The sequence below is a fragment of the Nocardia sp. CA-120079 genome, assembly GCF_050955745.1.
Lineage (GTDB): Bacteria > Actinomycetota > Actinomycetes > Mycobacteriales > Mycobacteriaceae > Nocardia.
This window is the reverse complement of the sequence record NZ_CP192088.1, coordinates 6,351,853-6,378,050: the sequence shown is the minus strand read 5'-3', so window position 1 is coordinate 6,378,050 and position 26,198 is coordinate 6,351,853. Positions and strand designations below refer to the sequence as shown.

The following is a 26,198-nucleotide window of genomic DNA, read 5'->3' as shown; positions in this document are numbered from 1 at the left end:
CTGACGACATGATCGATCATCAAGCGCCCGTTGGCAATCCAGGACCGGTCAATCACGCAAACCGTGCCAGATCCAAGATTCGACCGACGTTGACACAGCTCACCGACTCGACCCCAGAACACGGCCTGGGACCAGCCCAGGATTACTGACCGACAGCGATGTGGCGGCGGCTGATGGGAGTCCAAACCGCGTTGAGTTTCACCACTTCGCTCATGGAAACAGCGTGCCTGCGTCGGCGATATGGCGGTTCACCGTGACGTCGGCGGCTATGGGGTGCTACAAACGCCCAGCAGACGCCGCCGCAGACTTAGTCGCGTGAGGCCAGTCGGGCCACTGCCGCTTGCATTCGGGGGCTCTGCACATATGCCTCGACATCCGGGTAGCACCGACCGAGAGCATCACCGATGGTCGACTCGGCGTCGTGGCCGAGAGCCCGAGCGGTGGCACGGATCGCTTCCGCAGACTCAGGCTTGGTCAGCTTCGCGGCCAGTCCCAGCCCGACCTCGAGGAGATCGTCGGGTTCGGTGACCGCGTTCGCGAGCCCCCAGCGCAGCGCCTCGTCGCTGGTCAGTCGGCGGCCAGTGACCACGATCTCGAGCGCAATGCGGAAGGGAAGCTGGCGCACCAGACGCTGCCCAACTACGGCACCTCCGACCACGCCCGCGGTTGCTTCGGGGAACGCAAGGTAGCCGGTCGAGCTCATGATCAGAAAGTCGCAGGCCAGCGCGAGCTCCGCGCCGGCACCGACCGCCGCTCCGTTGACGAGCGCGATGGACAGCTTGCGCGGTGTCCACCTCCCGCCGTCAATGCCGGTGAGCCCGCCGCCGGAGCTCCAATCCCGGCTGCCGTCTTGGGTGGCCACGACGGAGTCCAGGTCGGCCCCCGCACAGAAGTGTCGCCCGATGCCGGTAAGCGCGATCGCCTCGACCCGTGGGTCTTCGTCGGCGGCCACAAGTGCGCGCCGCAGCGCTTCGTCAGTTGCCGGGTCCAGCGCGTTTGCCCGGGACGGTCGGTTCACTCGCACCAGGCGGGTGCGCGCGTGCGTCTCGGTAAGGACCGTCTCTAGATCGGGCATCGCAGGCAGCACTCCTTCGATCGGCGGTGTTTGTGTGACAGCTTAGATTAGCGATACGCTAGCGATTGCCGATACGATACTGCCTCTCGATGCGTGGCAGAAAGTTGCTGAGAGGTGAAGCGTTCGACATGGTCAATCGCAGTGCTGGTGCGGGACGTCAGCCCGTCGTGGTCGGAGCGGCTGGGGTAGTCCAGCACTGTGACTCGTCGCTCGACAGCACCCTGGACGCCGCCGGTCTCATGGCGGCTGCGTGCGTCGCAGCGGCTGGTCACCACGCCGAGCAGCTGTTACCGCAGGTCGGCTTGGTCGCCGTCCCGCGGGGTACCTGGAAGTACAGCGACGCGGGCCGCCTGGTCGCGCGAGCGATTGGCGCAGAGCGGAGCTCGACCCTCGTCTCTGAGGTCGGCATCCTGCAGAGCGACACGCTGATCGCTGGGATCCAAGCGGTCGCTGAGGGACGTGTCGAGTCGGCCGTCGTGATCGGAGGCGAAGCTCTGGATCGGCGCCGTCAGGCACGCAAGGCGAACATGCGGGCACTCGAGACGGTCCAGGTCGGTGAGGTGCCAGACGTTGTCCAGGCCGCCCCAAGCCCGTTCGTGGGCAACGAGGAGGAGTCTTGGGGCATCCGGGAGCCGTACCTGCAGTACGTCTTGGTGGACAGCGCCCGTCGGCATCGGCTCGGCATCGAGATGACCGCGCACCGCCAGGCGATCGCACGACGCTACGAGCAGCTCAGCCGGGTCGCGGTCGCGAACCCCGCTGCGTGGGAGCGATCACTGTGGTCGGCCGACGAACTCCTCGACACCAGCAGGCCGGGCAACCGAATGCTGGCCTACCCGTACTCGGTGAAGACCGTGACGCAGATGTACCTGGACCAGGCGGCGGCGTTGCTGATCTGCACAGAGGCCGAGGCCAAGCGCCTCGGCGTACCCGAGGATCGGTGGGTCTACCCCGAGGTCGGGGTCGGCTGTTCCCACGTCGTACCGCTGGCGAACCGAGCCGACCCGAGTCGCAACGATCAGTGGGTCCTGATGTCCGAGGCGGTAGAAAAGGCCGCTGGCCGCCCGGTGGCCAGCTACGACCTGCTCGACCTCTACAACTGCTTCCCGGTCGCCCTCGATTTACAGTGCGACGCATTCGGGATCTCGGCCGATCGCGTGCCCAGCGTCACCGGAGGGATGTCGTTCGGTGGCGGGGGGTTCAACCACGCCGCAATTCAAGCCTTCGCGCGCGCGGTCGAGCTCATCCAGGAGGGCGCTGGGTCCAACGCCTTCGTCACGGCCAACTCCGGCTACCTGACCAAGCAGGGTGCGGTTTCGTTCGCCAGGGACCGGCCCCAGTCACCGTTCCAGGCGTTGGACCTGACCCCGCGGGCGGGCATAGCGGTGAGGCGGCGTAGTAGCGTGCTGCAGTATTCCGGCCCCGCCGAGATCGAGGGAGTGACCGTCCTGTTCGAGCGCAACGAACCGGCACGAGCATTCGCGCTGGTCCGCACCGGCGACGGTGAGGGGACAATTGTCAGCTCGACCGAGGACAACGTGCTTGCGGCGTTCTTGGAGTCGGATTGGGTGGGACAGTCCCTGCGGGTTGACAGAGGTCGCGCCCGGCTGTGAAGCCACAATCGCGGCTCGATTGCGTTGTTGCAACCGTCTACGTTCACGTCGATTTAGCAAAACGCCACAGGTAATTTCGACGAGCAGCATCTTCGAGATGGAACCGACTGCCACTTCCTCGCAGGGTGTGACCTCAGGAGTCGGTGTGCTGCTTCCAGTTTCGAAGAATCCCGAGTGCGGCTTGGCGGTAGGGGACGCGGTGCGAGATCGGCCAAAGACATTCCGGCGGCTTCTCGTAGGCGTGCGCCGATGAGGGCGCGTCAATAGCGGAATCGTAAAGGTGCCGTGGCATAGACAGCTGTAGCCGTCGATTGGCCACGAACAGGATTGGTATCGGACAACTCTCGGGGGTGTCGACCCGAAAGGCAGTGATCCCCAGGATGATTGATGTTTTGTTGACGTTTGCTCTCGGTATTTTGCTCGGCGCGGTGACGGGCTGGTGTGCCCGCGACCTTCACCGCTGACCGCCCGGGTCAGGCCGTGCCATGGGCGCGGAGTCCGGTGCCGACCGCGACAGGGCGAGGTGCCCGGAGAGAGTGACCTGCGTGACACGATTGCCAACATTCACGCCGGTGGGTTGTAGACAGCGGTAGCCGCGACGCCGTCCGCACCAGGTTCACGAAAGCGTCGGTGAACGTGTGGCTTCGTCGGGAAGTTCGTTCCAGCGCGATGCGATGCATCGGCTCGTCTTTGCCGTAATTGTCGCCAGCGTGGGGACAAACGCCGACCGCGGCAACCTCGAATCCACCCGGCGCTGTGTGCTCAAGAGTGAGAACCCCTGGAGGCGTGGTCATCGTAGCGGCGCGTCAGCAATGGCAGGTTTCGGCGCTAGGAGGCGGTCCACCAACCGAGGTTGGATCGCGAACAGCACGAGAACAGCCGATCCTCTCGCCTCAAACGCGGCACAGCACACGCAGAAACGACGAACATCGACTCCGCCTCGTCCGACCGCATTCCATTCGGCGATCCAGCTTCTGAACCTGAAAATCCTGCCGCGCCTTGACAGTTAGCAGAATCAAAGGGCTCCCGATAGCTCATTCCGCCAATGCAGCGGCCGAGCGACCGGAAGCCCCGCCTGGATGTTCCCACAACTCGCAAAAATCGCTAGCCAGCTGGCCGGATCCACCGGCTCGACGACTTGGCTCGCATTCAGCGTCCGCCCAGCACGGCTTTACCGATCGAGTCCAGCAGCAGTTCGTTGGCTCCACCGTAGATACGCTGGACTCGGGCGTCGCGCCACATGCGGGCGATCTCGGACTCTTCCATGTAGCCGTAACCACCGAACATCTGCATCGTCCGGTCGAGGACCTTCCACTGCAGCTCGGTCGCGAGGAATTTTGCGCCAGCGCCCTCCGCGGGACTGAAGTCGCCGGCATTTAGCGCTAGGACACAACGGTCGAGGTACTCCTGAAGTGCAGTTACCTCGGTGTGTATTTCCCCGATGGCCATTCGCACCGACTGCATCGACCCCAATGGTGCCCCGAACACCTCCCGCTGCTGCGCGTACTCTGCGGCCATCGTCAGCGCACGCTGCGCCGATGCGACGGCCTGTACCGCGATCGACAGTCGCTCGCGGGGGAGGTTCGCCACAATGTGAGCGAGCCCCCGACCCAGCTGTCCGACGACGTTGGTGATCGGGACGCGGCACTCGGAAAAGAACAGCTCCGCCGTGTCCTGACCCTTGCGTCCGATCTTCTTCATCGGTCGGCCGCGCTCGAAGCCGGGTGTACCGTTCTCGACGGCGACCACGCTTAACTCGCCGCCTCCCACCTCGGAGGTGACCAGGGCGAGGACTAGGTCGCACGTGGAGCCGCTGGTGATGAACGTCTTGGAGCCGTTGATCACCAGCTCGTCTCCAGTTGGACGAGCGGTGGTCCGGATGGATCGCAGGTCCGATCCGGCTCCCGGCTCGGTCATGGCGATGGCCGTCACGAGCTGGCCCTGGGTGAAGCGAGGCAGCCACCTCTGCTTCTGCTCGTCGGTGGTCAGGGTCAGCAGGTAGGGCAGTGCGATGTCGTTCTGCATGCTGAATGTATCGCCGGCCATGCCGGAGGCAACGACTTCCTCGGCGACCACGGTGTTGTACCGGAAGTCCGCGACGTCGAGGCCGCCGTACGCAGCGGGGAATTCGAAGCCGAGGAAGCCTGCCTTGGCCGCCTTCTCGATGAACGCCCGGTCGGGGGTGCCGGCGTTCTCCCAATGGTCGACGTACGGTACCGCCTGACGATCGACGAACGAGCGGAAGGCAGTTCGGAACACCTCGTGCTCTTCTGTATAGAGCGTCCTACGCATCGGCGCCTACCGCGACGTGCTGGGGGACTCGAGAAGCCCCGCCGGCGGTTCGAACCGTTGGCCGTATGTGCGCGCCAGCTGAGTTGCTCGCGCGACGAACGCTGCCTGACCGCCTGGGTAGCCGGCGACGAACTGGGCGGCCCCGCCCGTCCACACCGGGTAGCCGATGCCGAGAATCGAGCCAACGTTCGCGTCCGCAGTGGAGCGGAGCACGCCGGACTCGAGGCAACGCGCGGTTTCCAGGGCCTCGGCGAATAGCAGTCGGTCGACCAGGTCCCCGATATCTTCGGCCGGACGGAACGGGCCGAACATCTCCGCGAGGGCTGGCCAGAACCCGGCCCGGCGCCCTTCGAGGTACTCGTAGTATCCGCCACCGGCGGCACGTCCCGTGCGTCCCGCGGCCACCATGGCCGCCAGGGCCGCGCCGCCCGGATGATCCACCCAGGCTGCCCCGGCACGCAACGCTTCGTCACGGAACTGCGTGTAGATCGTGTTCGGCAGTGAGATCGAGGTCTCGTCGTTGAGCGCGAGCGTGCCGAGCGGATAGCCCGCCTGCATCGATGCCTGTTCGATCGAGCTCGGCGAGATTCCCTCGGCCAGCATCGCGGCCGCCTCGAGCAGGCGCTGGATGATGACGCGGCTAGTAAAGAAGCCACGACCGTCATTGACGACGATCGGGGTCTTACCGAGCTGACGTGCGACGTCGAATGCCCGGGCGACCGTCTGCTCACTTGTCCGCTCGCCGACGACGATCTCGAGGAGGTCCATTCGCTCCACCGGCGAGAAGAAGTGCATACCCACCAGCCGCTCCTCCTGGCCGACGGCACTGCCCAGGGCGGAAATCGGCAGCGTCGATGTGTTCGAAGCGAGGATCGCGTCCGCGCTGACCACGTCGGCTACCTCGCGGATCACGCGCGCCTTCAGGTTCGGGTCCTCGAAGACCGCCTCGATGACCAGATCAGCCGTGGTGAGGTCTGTCGGATCCGTCACGACGCTGATCCGGTCGAGCACCGCATCAGCGTCGGCTCGGGTGCGTCCGCCCGAGGCGACCTGACGGTTCAGGTAGCGCTGGGCATACTCCCTCCCGCGCTCACCCGCCGCCTGGTCGACGTCTTTGAGCCGGACCAGGGCCCCTGAGAGCGCCGCAGTCAGGGCGATGCCAGCGCCCATAAGGCCGGCGCCCAACACGGCGATCTCCCGGGCCTCGTGGCGTGGGAAGTCCGTCGGTCGGCCGGACCCCGAGTTGACGGCCTGCCGGTCGAAGAAGGTGCCCTGAATGATGTTCTTGGCCACCTGGCCCGTGACCAGCCGGACGAAGTAGCGGGTCTCGATCGCGAACGCCGTGTCGACGTCGACCTGGATGCTCTCAACGGCAGCGCTGAGGATCGCCTCTGGAGCGGGCGCGGGAGATCCCTTGTGCCGGGCCCGCAGTGTAGAAATCCGAGCCGGCAGTGAGGCGGCGATCCGTGGGTCGTTCACGTCACCCCCGGGGAGAGCGGCCGACTCATCCCACGGCTGCACGGCCGCAGGATGGGTCCGGATCCACTCGTGAGCAGCCGCCGACAGGTCGTCGACGGACTCGACCGTCGCGTCGATCAGGCCGAGCTCCAGGGCACGTTCGACATCGTAGGTCCGGCCAGTGAGCAGGACGTCGTCGAGCGCCCGGTCCAGGCCGAGCAGGCGGACGGTTCGCACCAGGCCGCCACCGCCCGGAAGCAGCCCAAGGGTGGCCTCCGGGAGCCCAACGCGCAGGCCAGGCGCCGCGACCGCAATTCGGTGGTGGCATGCGAGCGCCAGTTCGTATCCACCTCCGAGTGCGCTGCCGTTGATCGCCGCGACGACCGGGACGCCGAGGGTTTCCAACTCGCGCAACTGCGCCTTGACCTGCGTGGTGAAGGCCGTGACGTCCTCGGCGTCCCCGGGCTGTTTCGCAGCGAGCATACGGAGGTCAGCGCCCGCCAGGAATGTCTTCTTCGCAGAGGTAACGATCACACCGGCCAGCTGGTTCCTCTGGCTGCGCAGCCGTGAAAGTGCCGCACTCACCGAGTCGAGGTAGAGCTGGTCGACGACGTTCACCGACTTGCCCGGATGGTCGAACGTCAGCGTGACGACACCATCCTGGTCGTCCCAGGTAACTGCGCTCCCACTTGAATCCATCTCAGACCCTCTCAACGATCGTCGCGATACCCATACCGGCCCCCACGCACAAGGTCACCAGCCCCCTGCGCTGATCACGACGCTCGAGCTCGTCTACGACGGTCGAGATCAACATCGCGCCGGTCGCACCCAACGGGTGCCCCATCGCGATGGCCCCACCGTTCACGTTCACCTTCTCCTGCGGGACGTCCAGGTCCTTCATGAAGCGCAGCACGACCGACGAAAAGGCCTCGTTGACCTCAAACAGGTCGATGTCGTCAACGGTCAGGTCGGCGGCGGCAAGCGCCTTCCGACTGGCTGGTGCCGGACCGGTGAGCATGATCGTCGGCTCGGAGCCGACCACAGCAGTCGACAGGATCCGCGCGCGAGGCGTCAGCTGCTGCTCGGCGCCGAACCGCGCGTTGCCGAGCAGCAGCACCGCCGCGCCGTCCACGATGCCCGAGGAGTTGCCTCCGGTGTGGACGTGCTCAATCTCGGAGACCCAGTGGTACTTCTGCAGCGCCACCGCGTCGAAACCGTCACGCTTCCCGGACTCGGCGAAGGCGGGTTTCAGCTTGGCGAGAGTCTCGAGAGTCGTACCCGGCCGCATGTGCTCGTCGTGGTCGAGGACAGTGACCCCCGAGGCGTCCCGAACCGGCACAACCGACTTGGCGAACCGCCCATCAGCCCACGCCTTGGCCGCCTTCGCCTGCGACTCCACCGCGAAACGGTCGACGTCCTCCCTACGGAGGCCTTCCAGCGTCGCGATCAGGTCCGCGCCGATGCCCTGCGGCACGAATCCGGTCGCGAAGCTCGTCTCCGGGTCATTGGCCCAGGCGCCGCCGTCGGATCCCATCGGGACCCTCGACATGCTCTCGACCCCCCCGGCCAGGACCGCGGACTCCCAGCCGGACGCGATCTTCTGGGCTGCGATGTTCACAGCCTCGAGACCGGAGGCGCAAAAGCGGTTGAGCTGGACGCCGGCAACCGTCTCTGGATAGCCGGCGGCGAGCAGGGCCACCCGCGGGATCACCGCTCCCTGGTCACCCAGCGGCGCGACGCATCCGCACACGAAGTCCTCGATTACTGCGGGATCAAGGGACGAGTTGCGTTCGCGCAGCGAGCCGAGAAGCCCGACCAGCAGCGAGATCGGCTTGACCCCGTGCAGTGCTCCGCCCCGGCCCTTGCCACGGGGTGTACGCACCGCGTCGTAAAGGTAGACGCTCTCCATATCAACGTCCTTTCTCTGACTGAGAGCTCGACGTCGCAACAGCAGGTTTGATCGTGGGTTCGACCATCGTCAGCTCTTCGTCATTGCTCTTGTGAATCGAGTACGTCGCGGTGGACTTGGTCGTCTCGAGGTTTTCCGCGATGTCCTCGACTGCTGCGGGATTGGGCTGCCGCCGAACCATCTGTCACACAACCCGGTGAACGCTCGCGCAAAACGGCCGCCGATCGCCGAAAAGACCTCGTCTGTGACCGAACTGTCCTCGCTCGCGAGGTACACATGGGAGTGACCGCTTCGGGGCTCCCGGCCGACGTCACGCCAGCATGCCGCCATCGACCGGGATGCTGACACCGGTCACGAAGCTGGACTGGTCGGAGGCGAGGAACAGCGCCACTTGCGCCATCTCCATGACCGTCCCGACCCGCCGCAGTGGATAGGTCTCGATGGCGCGCTGCGTGAAGTTCTCGAACTCCTCGTCAGTGACCCCCGCCCGTCCAGGGTCGGCGACGATCGGCGTCATGCCGGTAACCACGAAGCCAGGACAGATCGCATTCGCTCTGATCCCCTCCGGCCCATGGATCTTCGCCACGGACCGAGTCAGGATCTGGATGCCGCCCTTCGATACGCCGTAGGCAGGCCCGGAGGGTGAGCCGATCAGACCAGAGACCGAGCTGGTGTAGACGATCGAGGCATGCGGCGCCGCTCGACGCAGGAGCGGGATCATCTTCCCGGTGATGAAGAACGCGCCCCGGACGTTGACCGCCTCGGTGTGGTCGTACTCCTCTGGCGTGATGTCCAGGCCAGCCGGACCGGCGACTCCCGCATTGCTGAACAGGACGTGGAGGATGCCGTGCTCGCGCTCGATGTAGTCGGCCAGCGCGACGATCTGTTCGACGTCGGCGACGTCGACCGCACGCGCTTCGGCACTGCCGCCCGCTTGGATGATGAGGTCGCACGTCTCCTCAGCGCTGGCCTTGTTGACGTCGGTCGCGATCACGTGCGCGCCTTCGCGGGCGAAGAGCTCACACGCCGCCCGCCCGATCCCGGACCCTGCACCGGTGACAACCGCTACCCGGCCGTCGAGCACCTTGGCGTCCATCACGGCCACCCGGCGCCGGGCACATCCACCTCGACGCTCTCGATGAAGCCGTCTCCGATGCCCTGCTCGAGCTGGGGGATTGTCGAGATACAGGTCATCAGGTAGAGGGTCGTTCCGTTCGGCCCGCCCAGCACCGGCGCGAGGGTGAACTTGCCGGGCATGTGGATCTTCGTCAGGATTTCGCCACCCTCCTTGACGCGGTAGAAGTGATCGGTGAACGCCGATCCGACCCACAAGGCGCCCTCGGCGTCCAGACACATCCCGTCCGGCGTGGCGCCGGGGATGCGCGCCCACAGCCGCTTGTTGCTCAGCCGCCCATCCTCGTCCAGGTCGTAGGCCGTGATCACATCAGAGCTCGTCTCAGAGACCATGAGGGTCTTGTAGTCCGGCGTGACCACGACCGTGTTGGGGAAGGCGAGCCCGTCAGCGACGATCTCGGCTTTACCGTCTGGCCGCACCAGCGCGATGCCACCGTTGTCGGCATCGCCGTCGATCCCGTAGATATCGACGTAGGTGTTACCACGGCCGTCGGTGGTCAGGTCGTTGAGGATGGTGTTGACCTTGCCGGTGCCTGCGCCGTGGCCGGACAGGTCGGCGAGTACCTCGAGGTTACCGTCGACCAGCTTGTAGACGATTCCGTCCCTCATCGACGAGACGATCATCTCGCCGTCCTCGCTGAACCCGATCCCAGACGGCCAATTCGGCAGGTCCGCAACGGTCTCTGGCGACCCACCGGGCACCCACGTGTAGACCTTGTGGGCATGGATGTCGGCGAACCACAGCTTGTCGTCGTGCCACCGCGGACCCTCCGGGAAGATCAACCCGTCGAGCACCACCGTCGGCTCAAACTTTTTCGGCACAGAAACTCCTCAGTGAGGTGACCGGATTCGGTCTTGTTCAGATGGACAGGGGCGGCGGCGTGAGGGCAGGCTCATCCTGGGGCTTGCGTCCGTACTCCTTGTGGAGCACCGGCATGATGTCTTCGGCGAAGAACTGCATCTGGTCCATGACCTCCTGGTTCGACAGCGAGTGGGCGTCGAAGTTCAGGACGATGAACAGGTCCTCGAAGCCACCCGCGGTCTTCATCCGGTCGATGGAGTCGAGGATGAGGTCTGGACTGCCGACCAGCTGGAGCCCCGCGTCCGCCAGGTCCTCGCCGGAGGGCACCGCAGCGTCGTCGATCCCGGTCAGGATGGCGCCCAGGAACCCGAACGGCTGCATGTAGTTGAAGTACAGGTTCGCGCCCTGGTGGTAGCGCTCCGCGTTGCCCAACTCACCGTGGACGGTGTGCACCATGCGCACCGCAGCCACGCCCCGCTTGCGCTCTGCATCCCAGCCGCGCTTGAGCGGCTTCCCGTCGCCGAAGCGGTCGACCCAGCCAGCCTTCTCCGCGGCATCGAAATAGGTGTCGATTTCTTTCTGGAGGCTACGCGTGGGAGCCGCCGCGTAGATCCCGTTGACGCCGTGCGCGGCCGCCCACTGTGCCGACCGCTTGCTCGTCATCGGCATCCACATTTGCGGGTACGGCTTCTGCAGGGGCTGCGGAGCGACGGTGATCTCGCGAAGGGTCGTGCTGCCGCTCTGCACGCCGGGGCCACCGGTCTCCACGCCGAGGTTGAGGACTTGGTCGACGGTGCGACCCACACCCTCTTGGCTGAAATAGGCGATGGTCTGGGCGTGATGCCAGGTCAGATAGGACGGCGGGATGCTGAAGAACTCGCCGCGGTGGGACAACGACTTCTCGGTGAAGCATTTGAGAACGATCTCGTAGGCTTCCTCGAACATCGCCCGATTGGCCTCCTGATCCTGGATGCCCGCACCGTAGGGACGACCGAGAACCTCGGCCTCGCGGGCCTGGTAGCCACGACCGATCCCGAACTCCAGCCGGCCACCGCTGAGGATGTCGAGGGTGGCGGCCTGCTCGGCGATCCGCACTGGGTGGTGCCACGGAAGGATGTTCGCCATCTGCCCGAGGCGGATCCGCCTCGTGTTCACGGCCAGGGCTGCCTGGAGCATCAATGGGTTCGGGCTGAACTCGGCGCCCTCCGGCTGGAAGTGGTGCTCGGTCAGGAAGTAGTAGTCGAACCCCAGGCGGTCGGCCAGCACACCCTGTTCGTACTGAGCCAGGACCTGGCGCTGCATGGCCGCCATCGAGTCGTCCAAGGTCCCCTTCGGCAGGGTGCGCCCGTCCGCGTTCTTGTAGGCGGGGAGATCTGTGTAACCGTTGTTCAGAACAGCCAGTTCGATCATGAAGCAAGACTCCTTGTCACTATGTTAATCCGCTGCAACCCATTTGGGCGGGATCGAGCGGGCAGTTCTCCGGTCAGCGGACCGTGGTCGTTCTCAATAGGCATTACGTTGCTCGACCTGCACTTCTTTTCGCATCATGAAATAGCAAATCGATAAGTTGGGGTTGCTCAAACGCCGTGACCCGTCGTCCAGCCACCGTCGACCACGATCTCCGTGCCGGTGATGTAGGAAGCCTGGTCGGAGGCAAGGAAGAGGATCGCCTCGGCGACCTCCTCAGGCCGTGCCGGACGGGCGAGCGGGATGCTCGCCAGAATCGCCTCGACATCGAGCTCGCCGTACGCGCTGGCGTCCACGCCTTCCAACATCGGGGTGATCATTGACCCAGGACAGACACTGTTGACCCGGATCCCCTTCGCGGCGCCCTCCAATGCCGCGACCCGGCTCATGCCGATGATCGCGTGCTTGGTGGCGCAGTAGGCGACCGAGGCGTTCGAACCACGAATGCCGTCGACGGACGAAACGTTGACTATTGCCCCCTTCCCTTTCTTGCTCATGTGTGCAAAGGCGGCACGCAAGCCAAGGAAGGTGCCCGTCTCGTTGATGTTCAGCACCTGCTGGTACTCGGCCAGGGACGCGTCCGCGATGCATCGGGGCCGGACAATCCCGGCGTTGTTGACGAGGACATCAACAGGTCCCTCACGGCGCTCGATGTCGGCCATGACGGCCTCCCAGGAGGACTCCGAAGCAACATCGAGCGTGACCGAGCGTGCGGATCCCGGCAGGGCCGCACCTAGCACGAGATCGCCCGCGACCACTCGCGCACCCTCACGCGCAAACAACTCGACGGTGGCCGCGCCGAGCCCTCGAGCTCCGCCGGTCACCAGGACCACCTTGTCGTCAAAACGGTTCAACGAACACCTCCACTCACTTTGCGCAGACCGATCTCAGGCGAATATGTAGTCGTCGAAGTCTGGTTCGATGACCCACGAGAAGTACTCCAGGAACCCCCACGGCATGTTGACGCCGGAGCGCCCGAACTCGTTGACGTAGTAGCCCCCGACGCCCTCACCCTCCCAAATGATCTCGGCCGTCGCGGCGTCCATCCGCTCGTTGTACTCGTCGTACCGGTCCCTGCGGCACTCGATCGAACTTGCACCGCTCTCGAGTAGTCCGATCACGGCCTTCACGATGTAGCGCGCCCAGATCTCGGCCCACGAGTAGTAGCTGCCGCCCGTGCGTGGCTGTCCGTTGGGGCCGTAGGTGCAGAACAGGTTCGGAAGGCCGGGGATGGCCATCCCGAGGTAGGACCGAGCGCCGTCCTTGGCCCAGAGGTCGTTCAGGGTGGCGCCGTCGCGTCCGACGTAGTCAATGGGGGCGAAGTAGCGCCCGACCTCGAAGCCGGTTGCCAGGACCAGCACGTCGAGTTCGTGCAGGGTCCCGTCGGCCATCAGGACACCCTCGGCGGTGACCCGGTCGATCGGGTCGGTCTCGAGCGAGACGTTGTCCTGGAGCAGGGCGTCGTACCAGCCGTTGTCGACGACGAGCCGTCGCGCCAGGGGCGCGTAGGTGGGTGTGGACTTCTCTATAAGGTCCGGACGGCTTGCCAGCTTGGTACGCATATAGGTGAGCGCGGCTTCGCGCAGGGCGTCGTTGCGCTCGCTGATGAGCCCGCCCGCAGCCTGCCACTCCGGGTCATAGGTCTGAGCCGCCTCCAGGCGCGTCGTAGCTATGTACTGGGAGAACACATACCAGTTCCAGTAGAACGGAACGTGGTCGAATAGCCACTGCATCTCAGGCTGGACCTTCTCCCGGTAACGCTCCATCGGGGTGATCCAGCTGGGAGTGCGCTGGAACGCCGTGAGAGTGCCGGCCACCGACGCCAGATACGGCATGAGTTGGGTGCCGCTGGAGCCGTTCCCGATCAGCCCGATGCGCTTGCCGGCCAGCTCGGTCGAGTGATCCCAGCTGGTGGTGTGGAACATTGCACCCTGGAAGTCTTCCAGGCCCTCGATGTTCGGGCGCTTCGCCAGGTGGAAGAGCCCGCTCGCGCTGATCACGACGTCAGCGCGACGTTCGGTGACCTCACCAGCCGCGGAGATTTGCAGTATCCACTCTGCGGTGTCCTCGTCCCAGGTCGCCTCGACGACCTCTGCCCCAAACGTGACGTGGGGCAGCACGCCGTACTTGGCGGCGACGCCGCGCAGGTAGCTGCGCGTTTCGTCCTGCGAGGCGAAGTACTCGGTCCACGGATAACGCTTCTCGAACTTGAACTGGTACAGGTAGCTGGTGACGTCGACCCTGGCCTCGGGATAGTCGTTCAGCGTCCAGGTCCCCCCGAGATCCGACTGGCGTTCAATCACTTCGTACTGGATCCCGCAGCGACCGAGCATAACCGCGGTCGCGATCCCACTGATTCCGCCGCCCACGACAACGACCCGGAAGTTCTCGAGCCGTTCGGCAGCTGCAGCACTTGGTTCCCACTCGACGTCGCGCGGGAAGTCATCGATCGCGAACTCCTCACGGGCGAACCGGAACCCGATGTCGTCGAGCGGCTCACCCCCGAGGATTGTCATCAGGCGTCGCAGCTCGTCCGGCTGCGGTATGCGGACATCCTCGATCGGCCCTTGGGAGAGCAAGGCCGTCGCGGCCGCCCGCACTTTGTCGTGGTGCTCGGGCGCGAGTTGCTCGATGAAGCGAGATCCGCCCCGGATAGGCACCTTCACAGTGTTCATGCGGAGCATGGACTCATCGCCGGTGAGTTGATTGACCACGATACGCATGACATTCAGGTCGGCAACGCGGAGCGCCCGGGACAGCATGTCTCCCCACTCCGATGTCATCACAGAGGAAGTGGCTGTCGATTCCATATCGAAGATGCTCCTCATCGAACATTGCGTTTGACACTTTGCTAAATCGACGTGAACGTAGCACGGATGCAACAACGCGATCAAGCCCCGTACAGGCGGTGTACAGGTTGTCCCGCATGAACCGTCACAGTGCTAACGACCCCAGGCTGAACGACCCCAGCCGGTCCGACCGCAGAACCGAACGCGATCAGGCAGCGGCGCTCGACGTGCCGACCATTGCCGCAACCTCGCATGGGACGCAGACGGCGGGGTGGTGTGATAGCCCTCAACGGGCCTGGACAGCGCGACGCCACCTCGGCGGCGAACTCATCCGCGACTAACCGCTCCTGCGCGTCCGCGAGCAGAACGAGCATCGGCTCACCCGTCGCTTGATGGACCGGCCCGCTTCCCGGACCTGTTCTCCACCGTTCCACTGACCGACGCGGAAAGGCCCGGGGGCAGATACCTAGTCAGGTACCTAGTTTCGTGACGACGACCACCACGTACGGCGTCACGAGGGGCGCGCTGTCCCGTCCTGCTGCTGGTCAGCGACCCAGACGGCGATCTGGGTGCGGGATGTGTACGAGAGCTTGGTCAGGATGTTCTCGACGTGCCCCTCGGCGGTGCGTTGGGAGATGACCAGTTTGGCGGCGATCTCTTTGTTCGTCAGTCCGCGACCAACGAGGCTCGCGACCTCCCACTCGCGCTTGGTGAGGACCGACGGCGCCGGCTGCGAGGTTTTCTGGCGTGGCGACGCGTCATCCAGCGCGAACGTGACCGCCTCCAACACATCGAGCTGCCGTCCCTGATCGATGGCCTTGTCGAAAGCAGCGTCCCCGAGATTCCGGATGAGCGTCGACGCGCAGTCGGTGACGGCTTCGGCGAGCCCAGGGAACACTGAGGCCGGGATCCCGGCGGCGGTAGTGAGGGAACGCGTCGCTCCCAGCAGTACTGCTGCCTTCTCGGATTCACCGGTTGCCCCGAGGACGAGGGTGAGGCCGACGAGACTCCACACTGATCCCATGGAGTCCTGCATCAACCGGCGGAGACGGAGGCTTTCCTCCAGCAACCTGCCTGCCCGCTCATTGTCCTCGCGCCGCCAGGCGGCCAGTCCTGCGGCCCAGAGAGAGTACGCCTGGAACCAGCTCTCGCCGCGCGGCCGGGTGAGCTCGAGAACACGCTCGTGAGCGGCCGCCGATCCCGGCCCGTCCCCGGTCAGGGCCAGCGCGAACTCGTACGCCACTAGCATCTCGAGCTCTCGGTGGAGGTCGCCGGACAGCCGATGACCCTCGATCGCCTTGGGAAGCTGTGCCAAAGCGCGCTGAGGATCGCCCTCGAACATTGCGAGGATGGCTTCGATGGTGGCGCCGAACGCCTCTACGGCCGGGGCTTCGAGCTGACGTATCTGAACGCGGGCTGCTTCGGCCGCCTCTCTCGCCCCGTCCAGGTCCCCCTGGAGGCCAGCGAGGCCCACAGAGTAATGGAGCCCGACGACACGGTCACGGGATGCCTGGGAAAGCTCGCCCGCCAGGCCTCGCCTGAGCCAGTAGCGAGCTTCTGACACCAGCCCCCGCGAGAGCCAGTAGAAGTACATCGCATTAATCGTCCGCACGGCAGCCACTGGGTCCTGGCCCTCACCAAGGCTGAAGTCGAGGGTCTCTCGCACATTGGGGAGTTCGGCGTCGAGGCCGTCGGCGAGCTCCGCCTGCCTGGCCGTCATAAATCCCGCCTCGAACCGCGCAACGAACCGGTGGTACCAGTCCGCGTGCCTACGACGCATGGGGGACGCCTCGCCCGACTCGACCAGCTTCTCCATGCCGTACTCACGCAGTGACTCGAGCAGTTTGTAGTGGGTTCCTGCGTGGCGCGCCTCCAGGGAGACCACCGACTTGTCGACCAGCGTGGCGACGAGTTCGAGAATCTGCTTGTGCTCAAGCCCGTCGAAGGCACAGATGCTCTCGACGGCCTCGAGGTCGAATGTGCCGGCGAAGACCGCGAGACGATTCCACAGCAGTTGCTCCGCCGGCGAGCACTGCTCATAGCTCCAGTCAATGCAGCGCCGCAAGGTCCGGTGCCGCAGAGGGCCTACCCGGCTTCCGCCAGTGAGGACCTGAAATCTGTCCGACAGCCGGTCCGCGAGCTCCTTGGGCGCAAGGGCCCGAATTCGCACCGCGGCGAGCTCGATGGCGAGGGGGATTCCGTCCAGCTGGCGGCAAATTTGTGCGACGTAGACGCCGTTGTCATCGGTGAGCTCGAAGTCCGGACTGGCCGCGACGGCTCGGTCCAGGAACAGCTGCACCGCCTCGTAACTCGGCAGCGTCTCGGCAGACTTCGATTTGGAGGGGTGGGGTACGACGAGCGGCGTCAGCGGCATGATCGTCTCGCCCGCGATACCGAGCGGCTCCCTGCTGGTGGCGAGAATGCGCAGCTCCGGCGCCCCCCTGAGGAGAGCGTCGGCAAGCCTGGCTGTCTCCTCGAGCAGGTGCTCGCAGTTGTCGAGCACCAGTAGAAGGTGCCGGTCCGAAACCGAGTGGACCAACGACCTATCGGTCAGCGTCGTCCACTCATCCACAACGCCGAAAGCGTCGGCGACGGCCTGGGTGACGAGCGCAGGGTCTTGCAGCTTCGCCAGCTCCGCCAACCACACTCCGTCGCGGAAGGAGCGAGCCAGGCCGGCGGCCGCGCGGAGGGCTAGGCGAGTCTTCCCCACCCCGCCGGGTCCAACGATCGTCACCATCGGGGAATGGCTGAACAGCCTGCGTACTTCATCGAGTTCACGCCTGCGACCGACGAAGCTGTCCACCTCCGCCGGCAGGCAGCCGACTCGCGATCGCAGGGCGGCGCTGCGCGACATGTCCGACTCTCTCCACGACGGCGTCCCCGTGCAGCATCCTACGCCTGCTGGCAGTGCCCCTAAGGAACCAACTACCTCAGGTGGACCGATGACGGTGCCAGCTTAATGAGGCCTCGAGGGCCTGCTCCACCTTCATCGCCCTGAGTCCGGCGACGTTGCTCTCGGCGACGCTTTGGCCGTCGGTTAAGCGACTTGACTCCCCGCATCACGGACGGCCCCGTTGCCGGCCTTCCTTCCGTCGCAGCGCCGGGGCGGCGAACTCGCAGGTAGCAGGTCGGTCGTCGGTGCCGTCGCGGATCCGCTCGTGGCTGGTCATCCGTGCCGGGGTGGTGGGCATGATCGGCAGGATCGGGACAGGGCGGTCGAGCGCCTGCCTCTGCGACTTCCTGTCGACCGCGGGGACCAACGCATTATGCGGTGGGCTCATGCACGGGCTCACGACTCCCGAACCTGGTGCACGAATCACCTTCGGGTCGAAAGTTCCGGGTTCGATCGCATGCGGCTCGAGACCGAAGGCGCGCGAGATCCGCCAGACCGTCGACTGCGAGAGCTCATCGCCTGCACCATCGACCGGGTCGACCAGTATGTGTCCTCACCCGGGGTCACCTCAAAGGTGATCACGATCACCTAATCGACCTTGCCGGTCGGTGATCGTCCGTGGCTTTCCTGGACGCGGGTGATGCGACAGGCCTTTCGGATGCCTGGTCAGAGTCCTGACTCGGGACAACTACGAGGCTGGGGCCTCTTCATGGACGCCATCTCCTCACCCCCGCAGCCAGACCGCGCTGGCCATGAGCTGACTTGCGCAGCCGACGTCCAGACATTTAGCATTACGCTAGTTCACTGCAGTTGAGTCACTCGCTGCAGTTGGTTCGCTCGGTTGTCCTGGGGGCTGCGGGACGGGCGGGCAATTGTCAGAGGAGAGGTCTTCGTGCGTATATCCATCGATGACAGGTCCGTCTCGTTGCGTGACGTGCTTCGGCAGGCGGATCGACGCACGCTTTGCGGGGTGATCACGCATCTGAGTGGTGATCCGGCGGTTATCGGCAACCCGCGGGATTGGGAGGAGTTGCTGGATCTCGCGGACGAAATCCTGCCCGCGTTCCTGACCGGTGAGAAGGTTGCGGGCTACCCGTCCGACAAACTGCTAAGGGCGTGTGCCGACTTGGTGGCCGGCGAATCGGTGCCGGAGGAGTTGCTGCCCATGACTCGTCAGCAGATGCGGTTGGGGCCGCCGGAGGACGTGGAGCCGTTGCCAATACCGGAGGGCTTCAGCTTCGCGGTCATCGGCGGGGGTTTGACTGGGATTCTGGCTGGCGTGTTGCTGGAGCGGTCCGGTGTCGCGGACTACACGATCTTCGAGCGGGGCGCGAGCGTTGGTGGGACGTGGCGGGACAACGTCTATCCGGGATGCCGCGTCGATACCCCGAGTGTGTTCTACTCGTACTCGTTCGCTCCTGACCAGGGTTGGCCCGATCACTTCAGCTTCCAACCGGCCGTGCTGCAGTATCTGGAGTCCTTCGCTGATGGCATTGCAGAGCACATCAGGCTTAACACTGAGGTGCGGGGATTACGTTGGCTCGAGGCGGACAAAGTTTGGGAGATCGTGGTGGTCGGCCCGGATGGTCGCCAGGAGATCTCGCGGGCGAACGTTGTTCTGGGTGCTACTGGCATCCTGCACTGGCCTAAGCGCGCCGAGTTGCCGGGGTTGGATCGGTTCGAGGGTGTGACGATGCACTCGGCCACGTGGCGGTCCGATGTGGATCTCCGGGGTAAGAGGGTTGCTGTAGTCGGGGCTGGGGCGAGTGCCAACCAAATCGTCCCTGCGATCGCGGGAACCTGTGAACATGTCACCGTCTTCCAGCGTTCGCCGCATTGGATCATGTCTCATCCGCGGTACGGAAAGTCGCTGGTGGGCGCCGAGCGGTGGCTGATCGAAAAGCTTCCATTTTACCTGAATTGGTTGCGTTTCAAGGAGTCCTGGTTGTTGGGCGATCACATCCTGGAGTCGCTGCGGGTCGACCCGGACTGGCCGCGCCGTGACTCGGTCAACGCCAAGAACGACGAGATGCGTCGGCGGATGGTTGAGTACGCGAGCGAGCAGTTGAAGGGGCGGCCGGACCTGCTGGAGAAGGTGCTGCCGGACTTCCCGCCGCACGCCAAGCGGATCCTGGTTGACAACGGCTGGTACCAAGCTCTGCTGCGGTCGGATACCACGCTCGTGACCGACCCGATTCAGGAGGTCACCGAGACCGGGGTCGTTACCGCTGACGGGTTCGTGCCGCTGGATGTCATAGTGCTGGCGACCGGGTTCGATACCAGTCGTGTGCTGTGGCCGATCGAGATCCGGGGCCGCAACGACGTGGATGTGCGGGCTCGCCTCGATGAGCAGCCGGAGGCGTATATGGGTATCGCGATGGCGGACTGTCCGAACCTGTTCAACACATTCGGGCCGCACGGTATCACCGCGCACGGCAGCAATGGCGCCGTGACGGCGGAGATGCAGCTGGGTTTTGCGTTGTCCTGCGTGCGCCACATGCTGGAGGAGGGGAGCAGGTCCATCGAGATCCGCGACAGTGCTGTGAAGCAGTTCGTGGCCGAGTCGAGGGAGAGCCTTCGGAACCTGGTATGGAGTGCCCCAGGTGTGTCCACCTGGTTCAAAGCGGGGTCCAGCGAACCGACGGCGATTCTTCCGTGGCGAGCCGTGGATGTTTGGCATGTTGCGCAGAGTCCGGACTTCTCGCTGTTTGTCACCGATCAGGGTGAGCCGGGTTGCGCTGAGGATGACGCTGATGCGCTGGTTTCGGACTCGATCGCAGGCTGAGGTGAAGATGACAGCATCATCCTGGATGGCCGATCCGGAAGCGTCCGGCGGCGATGGACCGCTTAGTGGTCTCCTGGTTGTCGAGCTTGGCGTCGCAGTGGCCGGGCCCGCCGCGGCGGCCATCCTTGGCGATTGGGGGGCCGAGGTGGTCAAGCTGGAGGGCCCGACGGGGGACTTTCAGCGCGGGAATGCCGTGAAGCAATACTTCGAGCTGGACAACCGGGGCAAGCGCAGTATTTCGGCGGATTTGAAGACGCCCGGGGGTATCGAGGTCGCGCTCCGGCTGATCGACCGCGCGGACGTTTTGGTAACGAACCTGCGGCTGTCCGCATTGCGGCGGCTGGGTTTGGACTACGAGTCCTTGCGTAGACGTAACCGTGGGCTCGTGTACGGGCTGATCACGGGGTATGGAACAGAGGGTCCTGCGGCGGGGAAGGCCGGCTACGACATCGGTGCGTTCTGGTCACGCGCAGGTGTTGGGCGTTCGCTCATGCGACGAGGCGGCGAGCCACCGGTGCAGCGGCCGGCCATGGGTGATCACATGACGGCGCTGGCGTTGGCTGGTGGGATCGCTGCGGCGTTGACCGCGCGGGCGACCAGTGGGGTCGGCGATTTCGTGACCACGTCGCTGGTGCGCAACGGCGCTTACTTCATCGGGCTCGACCTGTTTTCGGAGCTGAACGGGATGAATCCGCAGCCGGGGTTCCGACGGACGATCTTCAACCCGCTGCTGGGCTGCTACCGCTCGTCCGACGACAAGTGGTTCTGGCTGCTCGCGTACCAGGGCGAGCGGCACTGGCCGAACATTATGAGGGCCATCGAGCGTGAGGACTTGGCCGCGGACCCGCGTTTCGCGAACCTGCGCGCGATGATGGAGAACCGGCGCGACATCATCACCGTCCTCGACGAGGCGTTCTCAAAGCGGACTTTCGCGGAATGGGCCGAGATCTTCGACCGGGAGGACGTCTGGTGGGATCCGATCCAGAACTTCCCGGACGTCGTGGCCGACCCGGTGATGGTCGCGTCGAACGCGTTCCGGGAGGTCGCCGATACGGATATGCGTTCGGTGGCCTCACCCGTCGATTTCGTCGGCCAGCCGATGCGGGCCTTCGGGCGCGCTCCGGAACTCGGCGAGCACACCGAGGAGGTGCTACTCGAACTCGGCTACACCTGGCCGGAGATCGCGGCTCTCAAGGACAGCGGGGGTGTCCTGTGAGGCGCCCACTCGGCAAGCGAAGGTGAGCGATATGCAATTGGTACTTGGTAAGCGGTATCGGTCGGTCACGTGTGAGACCGAAGTCATCGCAGTTCGGGTTCCCGACGGCGACATGGACCTGCGCTGCGGCGGCGAGCCAATGGTTGCCGCGGACGAGTCCACGCAGGGAGCGAGCCAGCCAATCGTGGCCGGACTGGACGGGGGCTCGGTCATCGGCAAGCGGTACGCGTCCCCGGAAGGTGACCTCGAGCTGCTGTGCTGCAAGGCCGGCGCCGGCACGCTCAGCGCTGGCAATACGCCCTTGCCGCTCCGGCAGGCCAAGCCGCTGCCCTCCTCCGACTAAGACGGACCGTCCGCCACGCGGCCACCGACCGCGCGGCGTTGTTGTAGCGGCAATGTGAAATCAGTCATTCATTCGATTTAGCGAAACGATAGGAACTTGAAGCAATGATGACCGGCGAGGAATACAAGAAGTCCCTCCAAGACGGACGGTCTATCTACTTCAAGGGCGAGCGCGTCCCGAATATGCCGGATCATCCGGTCCTGGGATTGTGCGTCGAGGACATCGCTGCCGAGTATGACACCTACTACGGTGACGGTACGGGGGTGAGCAGCGTGATGGCCGTGCCGCGCGATGCCCAGGAGCTACGCGAACACGTCGAGCACCACACACGCATGGGGCTCTTGTCGCACATCACCTCGACCTGCGTGATGACCCTGATGACGGCGGCCGGCAGGCTGGGCGACGCGCCGGAGGTCGTCGAGCGGATCCACCGCTACGTCGATGAAGTCGGCCCCCGCGACATCCGGATCACCGAGTGCATTACCGATGCGAAGGGGAACCGGGGCCTAGCTCCGGCCAAGCAGCCAGATCCCGACGCCTATACACGCGTCGTCGAGCGCACCGGTGACGGCGTGGTGATCCGTGGCGCAAAGCTGCACATCACAGGTGCCTCGCTGGGCCACGAGCTCATGGTCATCCCGACGAAGGCGATGAAGCCGGGCGAGGAGGAGTACGCCATCGCCTGCATGGTGCCCGTGAACTCGCCCGGCGTCAGGATCATCGACACGCTCAACAACCCGCCCGCAGGCGACGAGGAGAACTTCGTCTTTTCGCGCAAGAACTACTTCCCTGAAGGCTTCGTCATGTTCGACGACGTCTTCGTGCCGAACGAGCGCATCTTTATGGACGGCAACACCGCGAAGGCCGGTGTCTTCGCGCACTCGCTGGGCTTGTGGGAGCGGGCCGGAGGGTTGATGAACCTCTCGGAGCGCGCCCACGTGCTCGTCGGGCTCGCGCACCTGATCGCCGAGGCCAACGGGCTCCTCAGGATCTCGCACATCAAGGACAAGCTGTCTGAGCTAATGCTCAAGGCCACCCTGATCCGCGCCACCCTCGACGCATCGATCGCGAATTGCAAAGTGGGTGACGGCGGCGCGGTGTTCCCCGACGAGCTCTACACGAACGCTGGGAAGCTCTATGGCGCCTTCCACTACAACGAGATGACGCGAGAAGTCTGGGACATCTGCGGCGGCTCGCTGGCCACGGCACCGATCCTGGCGGACTTGCGCAACCCCGATGTCGGGGGACAGTTGCGCAAGTATATGCAGGGCGCCGTCGACGGCGAGTACCGGCTGCGTCTCCTGCTCGCGATCCGGGACCTGACCGCGCAGACATACGGTAGCTGGCGGGCAATCACGGCCCTGCACTCGGGCGGTGGCCTGCATGCGCAACGTACCGTGCTGCGCAAGCACTTCGACGTCCAAGCGGCCCGGGACAAGGCACTGGCACTCGTCGAGCTCGAAGATCCTCAGGTGGGTTCACCGCCGCATGCTTGAGGGCGGCTGACCTAGGTTGTGTGTCAAAATGAGTTGAGGGAGCACCTCTGTGTGGTGCACCCTCAACTGCTTTTGAAAGCTGTTGTCTGCGTCGGTGTATGGGTGAGGTCCGGTAGGTGTTTAGTCGGTTGGTAGAGCCGGTTGTCGCGGCTGAGTGCCCAGACGACATTGACGCGTCGTCGGGCGAGGGCGATGACGGCCTGGTTGTGGCGCTTGCCTTCGCGGCGTTTTCGATCGTAGAACCGTCTGGATTCCGGACAGCAGGTGATGCTGATCATGGCCGACATGTAGAAGACACGGTTGAGACCGCGGTGGTAGCGGCGAGGTCGGTGCAGATTTCCGCGGATGCGGCCCGAATCTCAGGAAGCGGGCGCCAGACCGGCAAGCGCGGCCATGGCGGTGAGCGCCTCGCCTGGCAGGCTGACGTGCTGCTGGTGTGCGGCGGCGACAGCCGTCGCGGCGATCGTGTCGTTGTTGCGGACTTTCCTTGCGCGCAACCAGCGTTCGAGTCGGACGGCGCCGATACGGCGTAGCGCGGCCGGGGTGTGGTAGCCGGTCAGCAGCGTCAGTTGCCCTGTGCGCGTCAGGTCCGCGAGAACACGATCGAGCGCGGGGAAGACCCCCAGCAGCAAACCTCGCAGGCGATTGATGACACGGGTGCGGTCAGCGACCAGGCCCTAGTTGAGGCTGAAGGGCTGTCCCCACAACGTGATCCAGGTGGAGACGTTGGAGGTTGTGACTCCGACGCTGACGAAGGCGCGTGCTTGGGCGTAACCGCCGCAGCCGTTCAGCCCGATTGTTTCGTCGGCCCAAGTCACCGAACTACTGCTACCGGAGAAGCGGTTGTATTTCTTGTGGGCCTCGTTTCCGAAGTTGTCGGGTTTTTCCTGGTCGAGGATGTAAAACGACTTGGCTTGCCCGGGTCCTAGGGTCAGGTTGCCAGCGGAGGTCGCGCTGGCCTCAGGTGTGACTTTCTGGCCATCACTCCAGTCGAGCGTCCCGTCGACTCCACCGCTTGTACCGCCGCCTGTGATGTCGACCTGGCAGCCCACGGTATAGCCCGGAAAGACGATGCCCCCCGCTTCGCCTGCCGGGTTCGACAGCTCGACTTGCGCGCTACCGGATACCCATGCGTTGCGGTGCAACGGGGTCGAACCCAACGACGGGCTGATGTTGGCCGACTCCCCGACCAGCCGGACCGTGACGACGGTGCCGTCGGACAGGCTCTTGGTGATCTCACCTCCGGGAAGTGCGATAACGGTGTCGGCCTCGGCAATTCCAGCGAAGTACAGGCCCAGGGTTGATGTGGCAGCGAGACCAGCGATGCGTGCCCATTGTTTGCGGTTGATCATGGTTCTTCTCTGGATCGAAGTAAGCGACGGCCAGGTCATCCGGGTAAGAAGACAGGCTTCGTCGGGTTAGCCCCATGTGATGGGCATCCGTTCCGGGCCGCGGGTGGATACGCCGGTTTTCCAGACGATGTCGTGCTCCCGGGTGAGGCGGAGGCCGGGTACGCGGTTGACGAGGGTGGCGATGGCCACTTGCAGTTCCATGCGGGCCAAGGGCGCACCAAGGCAGTGGTGTGCTCCGTGGCCGAAACTGATGTGGGATGTCGGTGGGCGTAGCAGGTCGAGCTCGTCGGGGCGGGTGAACACGGTCTCGTCGCGGTTTGCTGAGTGCAATGCGACGAGAACGGGTTCGCCAGCACGGACGGTGACCGCACCCAGTTGGACGTCTTCGACCGCGTATCGGGGTAGCCCGCCGCCGGTGCCGAGCGGGACGTAGCGCAGCAGTTCTTCCACTGCCTGCGGTATCAGGTCGGGGTCCGTGCGCAGAGCGGCGAGCTGTTCTGGGTGGGTGAGCAGTGTGTAGACGAAGTTGGGGATCTGTGAGGCGGTGGTCTCGTGGCCGGCGACGAGCAGGGACTGCGCCAAGATCAGCAGTTCCTCCTCCGTGAGCCGGTCGTCGTTGTCGCGTGCGGCAACGAGCGCACTGAGCAGATCATCGCGCGCTGACTTACGGCGTTCGACGATTAGGCCGGCCATGTAGTCGGTCAGCTCGGCCAGATAGGATTTCACCTGCTCGGGTGTGTATTTGGTGGTGGACATGAACGCATCGGACCAGACCCGGAACTCGCCGCGGTCGGCGACGGGGACACCGAGTAATTCGCAGATCACGATGGTCGGTAGCGGCAGTCCGAAGTCTGCGACGAGGTCAGCGGGTGCGCCCTTGGCCAGCATTGTGTCTATCAGTTCGTCGGCGATCTGTTGCGCGCGGACCCGAAGCGCCTCGACACGGCGGACCGTGAACGCCTGGCTTGCCAGTCTGCGCAACCGGCTGTGCTCTGGCGGGTCGAAGCTCATGATCGTGCCGGGCCCGACCGCATGGGGCCGGGTGCGGGGTTCATCGCGGCCCACCGCAGCGGCTCGGCTGAACCTCGGGTCGGCCAGGACCGTCTTGATATCGGCGTACCGGGTCGCCAGCCAGGCCGGTTCGCCGTAGGGCAGACGCACTCGGTGCAGCGGTCCTTCCCGTAGCTCGGCGTAGCGCGGATCGACGGTCAGCTTGTCGGTGTCGAATGGATAGGTCATGTGTGTGTCAGTCATGTTCGCTTCCCATCAATCGCATCGATCCGCAGCCCAGGCCAGGTCGTACTGGTCAACGGTGCTACGGGTGGGGTAGGTCTAGTGCTGTCCAGTTGCTGACGGCCAGCGCCACGTCGTGGTCGCAACGGCATCCCGGCAGACGCCGAATGGCTGACTGCGCTCGGCGTCACGACAGTCGTCGACTACAGGGATCGACTGCCCGCCGCTGACCAGGTCAAGGTCTCGGCGGCGTTGACGCGCTGATGGATCTGGTAGGTCAGACCGCTGAACTGGTCCTCTCGATAATCAGACAGCCGTGAAAATGCCTGTGGTCCCACCGG

General features: G+C 64.9%; 18 protein-coding genes and 1 pseudogene. 5 read left to right on the top strand and 14 right to left on the bottom strand.

Translation table 11 applies throughout. The features are described 5' to 3' along the window. Positions 1 to 307: 307 nt before the first annotated feature. Complete coding sequence (locus tag ACQPYR_RS29485; RefSeq protein ID WP_433622192.1) at positions 308 to 1,075, bottom strand: enoyl-CoA hydratase/isomerase family protein; 768 nt, start codon at positions 1,073 to 1,075, stop codon at positions 308 to 310. A gap of 128 nt (positions 1,076 to 1,203) precedes the next feature. Here ACQPYR_RS29485 and ACQPYR_RS29480 point away from each other — a divergent pair, with 128 nt between their 5' ends. Further along, positions 1,204 to 2,688 carry a hypothetical protein gene (locus ACQPYR_RS29480; protein WP_433622191.1) on the top strand — a complete coding sequence of 495 codons (1,485 nt, stop codon included), beginning with the start codon at positions 1,204 to 1,206 and terminating at the stop codon, positions 2,686 to 2,688. A gap of 1,149 nt (positions 2,689 to 3,837) precedes the next feature. Here ACQPYR_RS29480 and ACQPYR_RS29475 read toward each other — a convergent pair. From ACQPYR_RS29475 to ACQPYR_RS29430, 10 genes are all read right to left on the bottom strand, one after another. Next, positions 3,838 to 4,980, bottom strand: a complete 1,143-nt coding sequence (locus ACQPYR_RS29475) for an acyl-CoA dehydrogenase family protein (RefSeq protein ID WP_433622190.1) — start codon at positions 4,978 to 4,980, stop codon at positions 3,838 to 3,840. Between the two features lie 6 nt (positions 4,981 to 4,986). Next, positions 4,987 to 7,137 (bottom strand): 3-hydroxyacyl-CoA dehydrogenase NAD-binding domain-containing protein, encoded by a 2,151-nt coding sequence (locus ACQPYR_RS29470; RefSeq protein WP_433622189.1) that lies wholly within the window; start codon positions 7,135 to 7,137, stop codon positions 4,987 to 4,989. Between the two features lies 1 nt (position 7,138). Then, on the bottom strand, positions 7,139 to 8,347 hold the full coding sequence (locus ACQPYR_RS29465; protein WP_433622188.1) for an acetyl-CoA C-acetyltransferase: 1,209 nt from the start codon (positions 8,345 to 8,347) through the stop codon (positions 7,139 to 7,141). Between the two features lie 310 nt (positions 8,348 to 8,657). Beyond that, positions 8,658 to 9,443, bottom strand: coding sequence for an SDR family NAD(P)-dependent oxidoreductase (locus ACQPYR_RS29460; RefSeq protein WP_433622187.1), 786 nt, complete (start codon positions 9,441 to 9,443; stop codon positions 8,658 to 8,660). Next, the gene (locus ACQPYR_RS29455) at positions 9,443 to 10,303 is read right to left on the bottom strand and encodes an SMP-30/gluconolactonase/LRE family protein (protein ID WP_433622186.1); all 861 of its coding nucleotides are present in this window, start codon (positions 10,301 to 10,303) and stop codon (positions 9,443 to 9,445) included. Before ACQPYR_RS29455 ends, ACQPYR_RS29460 begins: the two co-directional genes overlap by 1 nt. Positions 10,304 to 10,340: 37 nt before the next feature. After that, the gene (locus tag ACQPYR_RS29450) at positions 10,341 to 11,594 is read right to left on the bottom strand and encodes an LLM class flavin-dependent oxidoreductase (protein ID WP_433622185.1); all 1,254 of its coding nucleotides are present in this window, start codon (positions 11,592 to 11,594) and stop codon (positions 10,341 to 10,343) included. A 266-nt stretch (positions 11,595 to 11,860) separates the two neighbouring features. Next, entirely contained in the window at positions 11,861 to 12,604 is a 744-nt protein-coding gene (locus tag ACQPYR_RS29445) for an SDR family NAD(P)-dependent oxidoreductase (protein WP_433622184.1), read from the bottom strand. A 33-nt stretch (positions 12,605 to 12,637) separates the two neighbouring features. Further along, on the bottom strand, positions 12,638 to 14,644 hold the full coding sequence (locus ACQPYR_RS29440) for a flavin-containing monooxygenase (protein WP_433622183.1): 2,007 nt from the start codon (positions 14,642 to 14,644) through the stop codon (positions 12,638 to 12,640). Between the two features lie 406 nt (positions 14,645 to 15,050). Further along, a complete protein-coding gene (locus tag ACQPYR_RS29435; RefSeq protein ID WP_433622182.1) occupies positions 15,051 to 17,393 on the bottom strand; it encodes a LuxR C-terminal-related transcriptional regulator in 2,343 nt (780 codons plus the stop codon). Positions 17,394 to 17,598: 205 nt separating this feature from the next. Next, positions 17,599 to 17,730, bottom strand: coding sequence for a hypothetical protein (locus tag ACQPYR_RS29430; RefSeq protein WP_433622181.1), 132 nt, complete (start codon positions 17,728 to 17,730; stop codon positions 17,599 to 17,601). A 672-nt stretch (positions 17,731 to 18,402) separates the two neighbouring features. On the opposite strand from ACQPYR_RS29430, the gene ACQPYR_RS29425 reads away from it, so the two are divergent. The 4 genes from ACQPYR_RS29425 (at position 18,403) to ACQPYR_RS29410 (ending at position 23,272) form a co-directional block, all read left to right on the top strand. After that, a complete protein-coding gene (locus ACQPYR_RS29425; RefSeq protein ID WP_433622180.1) occupies positions 18,403 to 20,217 on the top strand; it encodes a flavin-containing monooxygenase in 1,815 nt (604 codons plus the stop codon). A 25-nt stretch (positions 20,218 to 20,242) separates the two neighbouring features. Beyond that, positions 20,243 to 21,433 carry a CaiB/BaiF CoA transferase family protein gene (locus ACQPYR_RS29420; protein ID WP_433622179.1) on the top strand — a complete coding sequence of 397 codons (1,191 nt, stop codon included), beginning with the start codon at positions 20,243 to 20,245 and terminating at the stop codon, positions 21,431 to 21,433. 31 nt (positions 21,434 to 21,464) lie between these two features. Next, a complete protein-coding gene (locus tag ACQPYR_RS29415) occupies positions 21,465 to 21,776 on the top strand; it encodes a hypothetical protein (RefSeq protein ID WP_433622178.1) in 312 nt (103 codons plus the stop codon). A 104-nt stretch (positions 21,777 to 21,880) separates the two neighbouring features. Beyond that, on the top strand, positions 21,881 to 23,272 hold the full coding sequence (locus tag ACQPYR_RS29410) for a 4-hydroxyphenylacetate 3-hydroxylase N-terminal domain-containing protein (RefSeq protein WP_433622177.1): 1,392 nt from the start codon (positions 21,881 to 21,883) through the stop codon (positions 23,270 to 23,272). 62 nt (positions 23,273 to 23,334) lie between these two features. On the opposite strand, the pseudogene ACQPYR_RS29405 reads toward ACQPYR_RS29410, so the two are convergent. The 3 genes and pseudogenes from ACQPYR_RS29405 to ACQPYR_RS29395 all read right to left on the bottom strand — a co-directional run. Further along, positions 23,335 to 23,667 (bottom strand): annotated as a pseudogene (locus ACQPYR_RS29405) (transposase); the annotation flags it as partial. Positions 23,668 to 23,949: 282 nt separating this feature from the next. Next, positions 23,950 to 24,624, bottom strand: coding sequence for an MspA family porin (locus ACQPYR_RS29400; RefSeq protein WP_433622176.1), 675 nt, complete (start codon positions 24,622 to 24,624; stop codon positions 23,950 to 23,952). 66 nt (positions 24,625 to 24,690) lie between these two features. After that, on the bottom strand, positions 24,691 to 25,878 hold the full coding sequence (locus ACQPYR_RS29395; RefSeq protein ID WP_433622175.1) for a cytochrome P450: 1,188 nt from the start codon (positions 25,876 to 25,878) through the stop codon (positions 24,691 to 24,693). Positions 25,879 to 26,198: the final 320 nt, after the last annotated feature.

Bases quoted from the DNA above. Each gene is read 5' to 3' on its own strand.
- ACQPYR_RS29485 (WP_433622192.1), bottom strand. From the start codon at position 1,075: ATGCCCGATCTAGAGACGGTCCTTACCGAGACGCACGCGCGCACCCGC.
- ACQPYR_RS29430 (WP_433622181.1), bottom strand. From the start codon at position 17,730: ATGCCCACCACCCCGGCACGGATGACCAGCCACGAGCGGATCCGCGAC.
- ACQPYR_RS29435 (WP_433622182.1), bottom strand. From the start codon at position 17,393: ATGTCGCGCAGCGCCGCCCTGCGATCGCGAGTCGGCTGCCTGCCGGCG.
- ACQPYR_RS29400 (WP_433622176.1), bottom strand. From the start codon at position 24,624: ATGATCAACCGCAAACAATGGGCACGCATCGCTGGTCTCGCTGCCACA.
- ACQPYR_RS29475 (WP_433622190.1), bottom strand. From the start codon at position 4,980: ATGCGTAGGACGCTCTATACAGAAGAGCACGAGGTGTTCCGAACTGCC.
- ACQPYR_RS29415 (WP_433622178.1), top strand. From the start codon at position 21,465: ATGCAATTGGTACTTGGTAAGCGGTATCGGTCGGTCACGTGTGAGACC.
- ACQPYR_RS29410 (WP_433622177.1), top strand. From the start codon at position 21,881: ATGATGACCGGCGAGGAATACAAGAAGTCCCTCCAAGACGGACGGTCT.
- ACQPYR_RS29395 (WP_433622175.1), bottom strand. From the start codon at position 25,878: ATGACTGACACACACATGACCTATCCATTCGACACCGACAAGCTGACC.
- ACQPYR_RS29470 (WP_433622189.1), bottom strand. From the start codon at position 7,137: ATGGATTCAAGTGGGAGCGCAGTTACCTGGGACGACCAGGATGGTGTC.
- ACQPYR_RS29460 (WP_433622187.1), bottom strand. From the start codon at position 9,443: ATGGACGCCAAGGTGCTCGACGGCCGGGTAGCGGTTGTCACCGGTGCA.
- ACQPYR_RS29480 (WP_433622191.1), top strand. From the start codon at position 1,204: ATGGTCAATCGCAGTGCTGGTGCGGGACGTCAGCCCGTCGTGGTCGGA.
- ACQPYR_RS29420 (WP_433622179.1), top strand. From the start codon at position 20,243: ATGGCCGATCCGGAAGCGTCCGGCGGCGATGGACCGCTTAGTGGTCTC.
- ACQPYR_RS29465 (WP_433622188.1), bottom strand. From the start codon at position 8,347: ATGGAGAGCGTCTACCTTTACGACGCGGTGCGTACACCCCGTGGCAAG.
- ACQPYR_RS29450 (WP_433622185.1), bottom strand. From the start codon at position 11,594: ATGGCGGCCATGCAGCGCCAGGTCCTGGCTCAGTACGAACAGGGTGTG.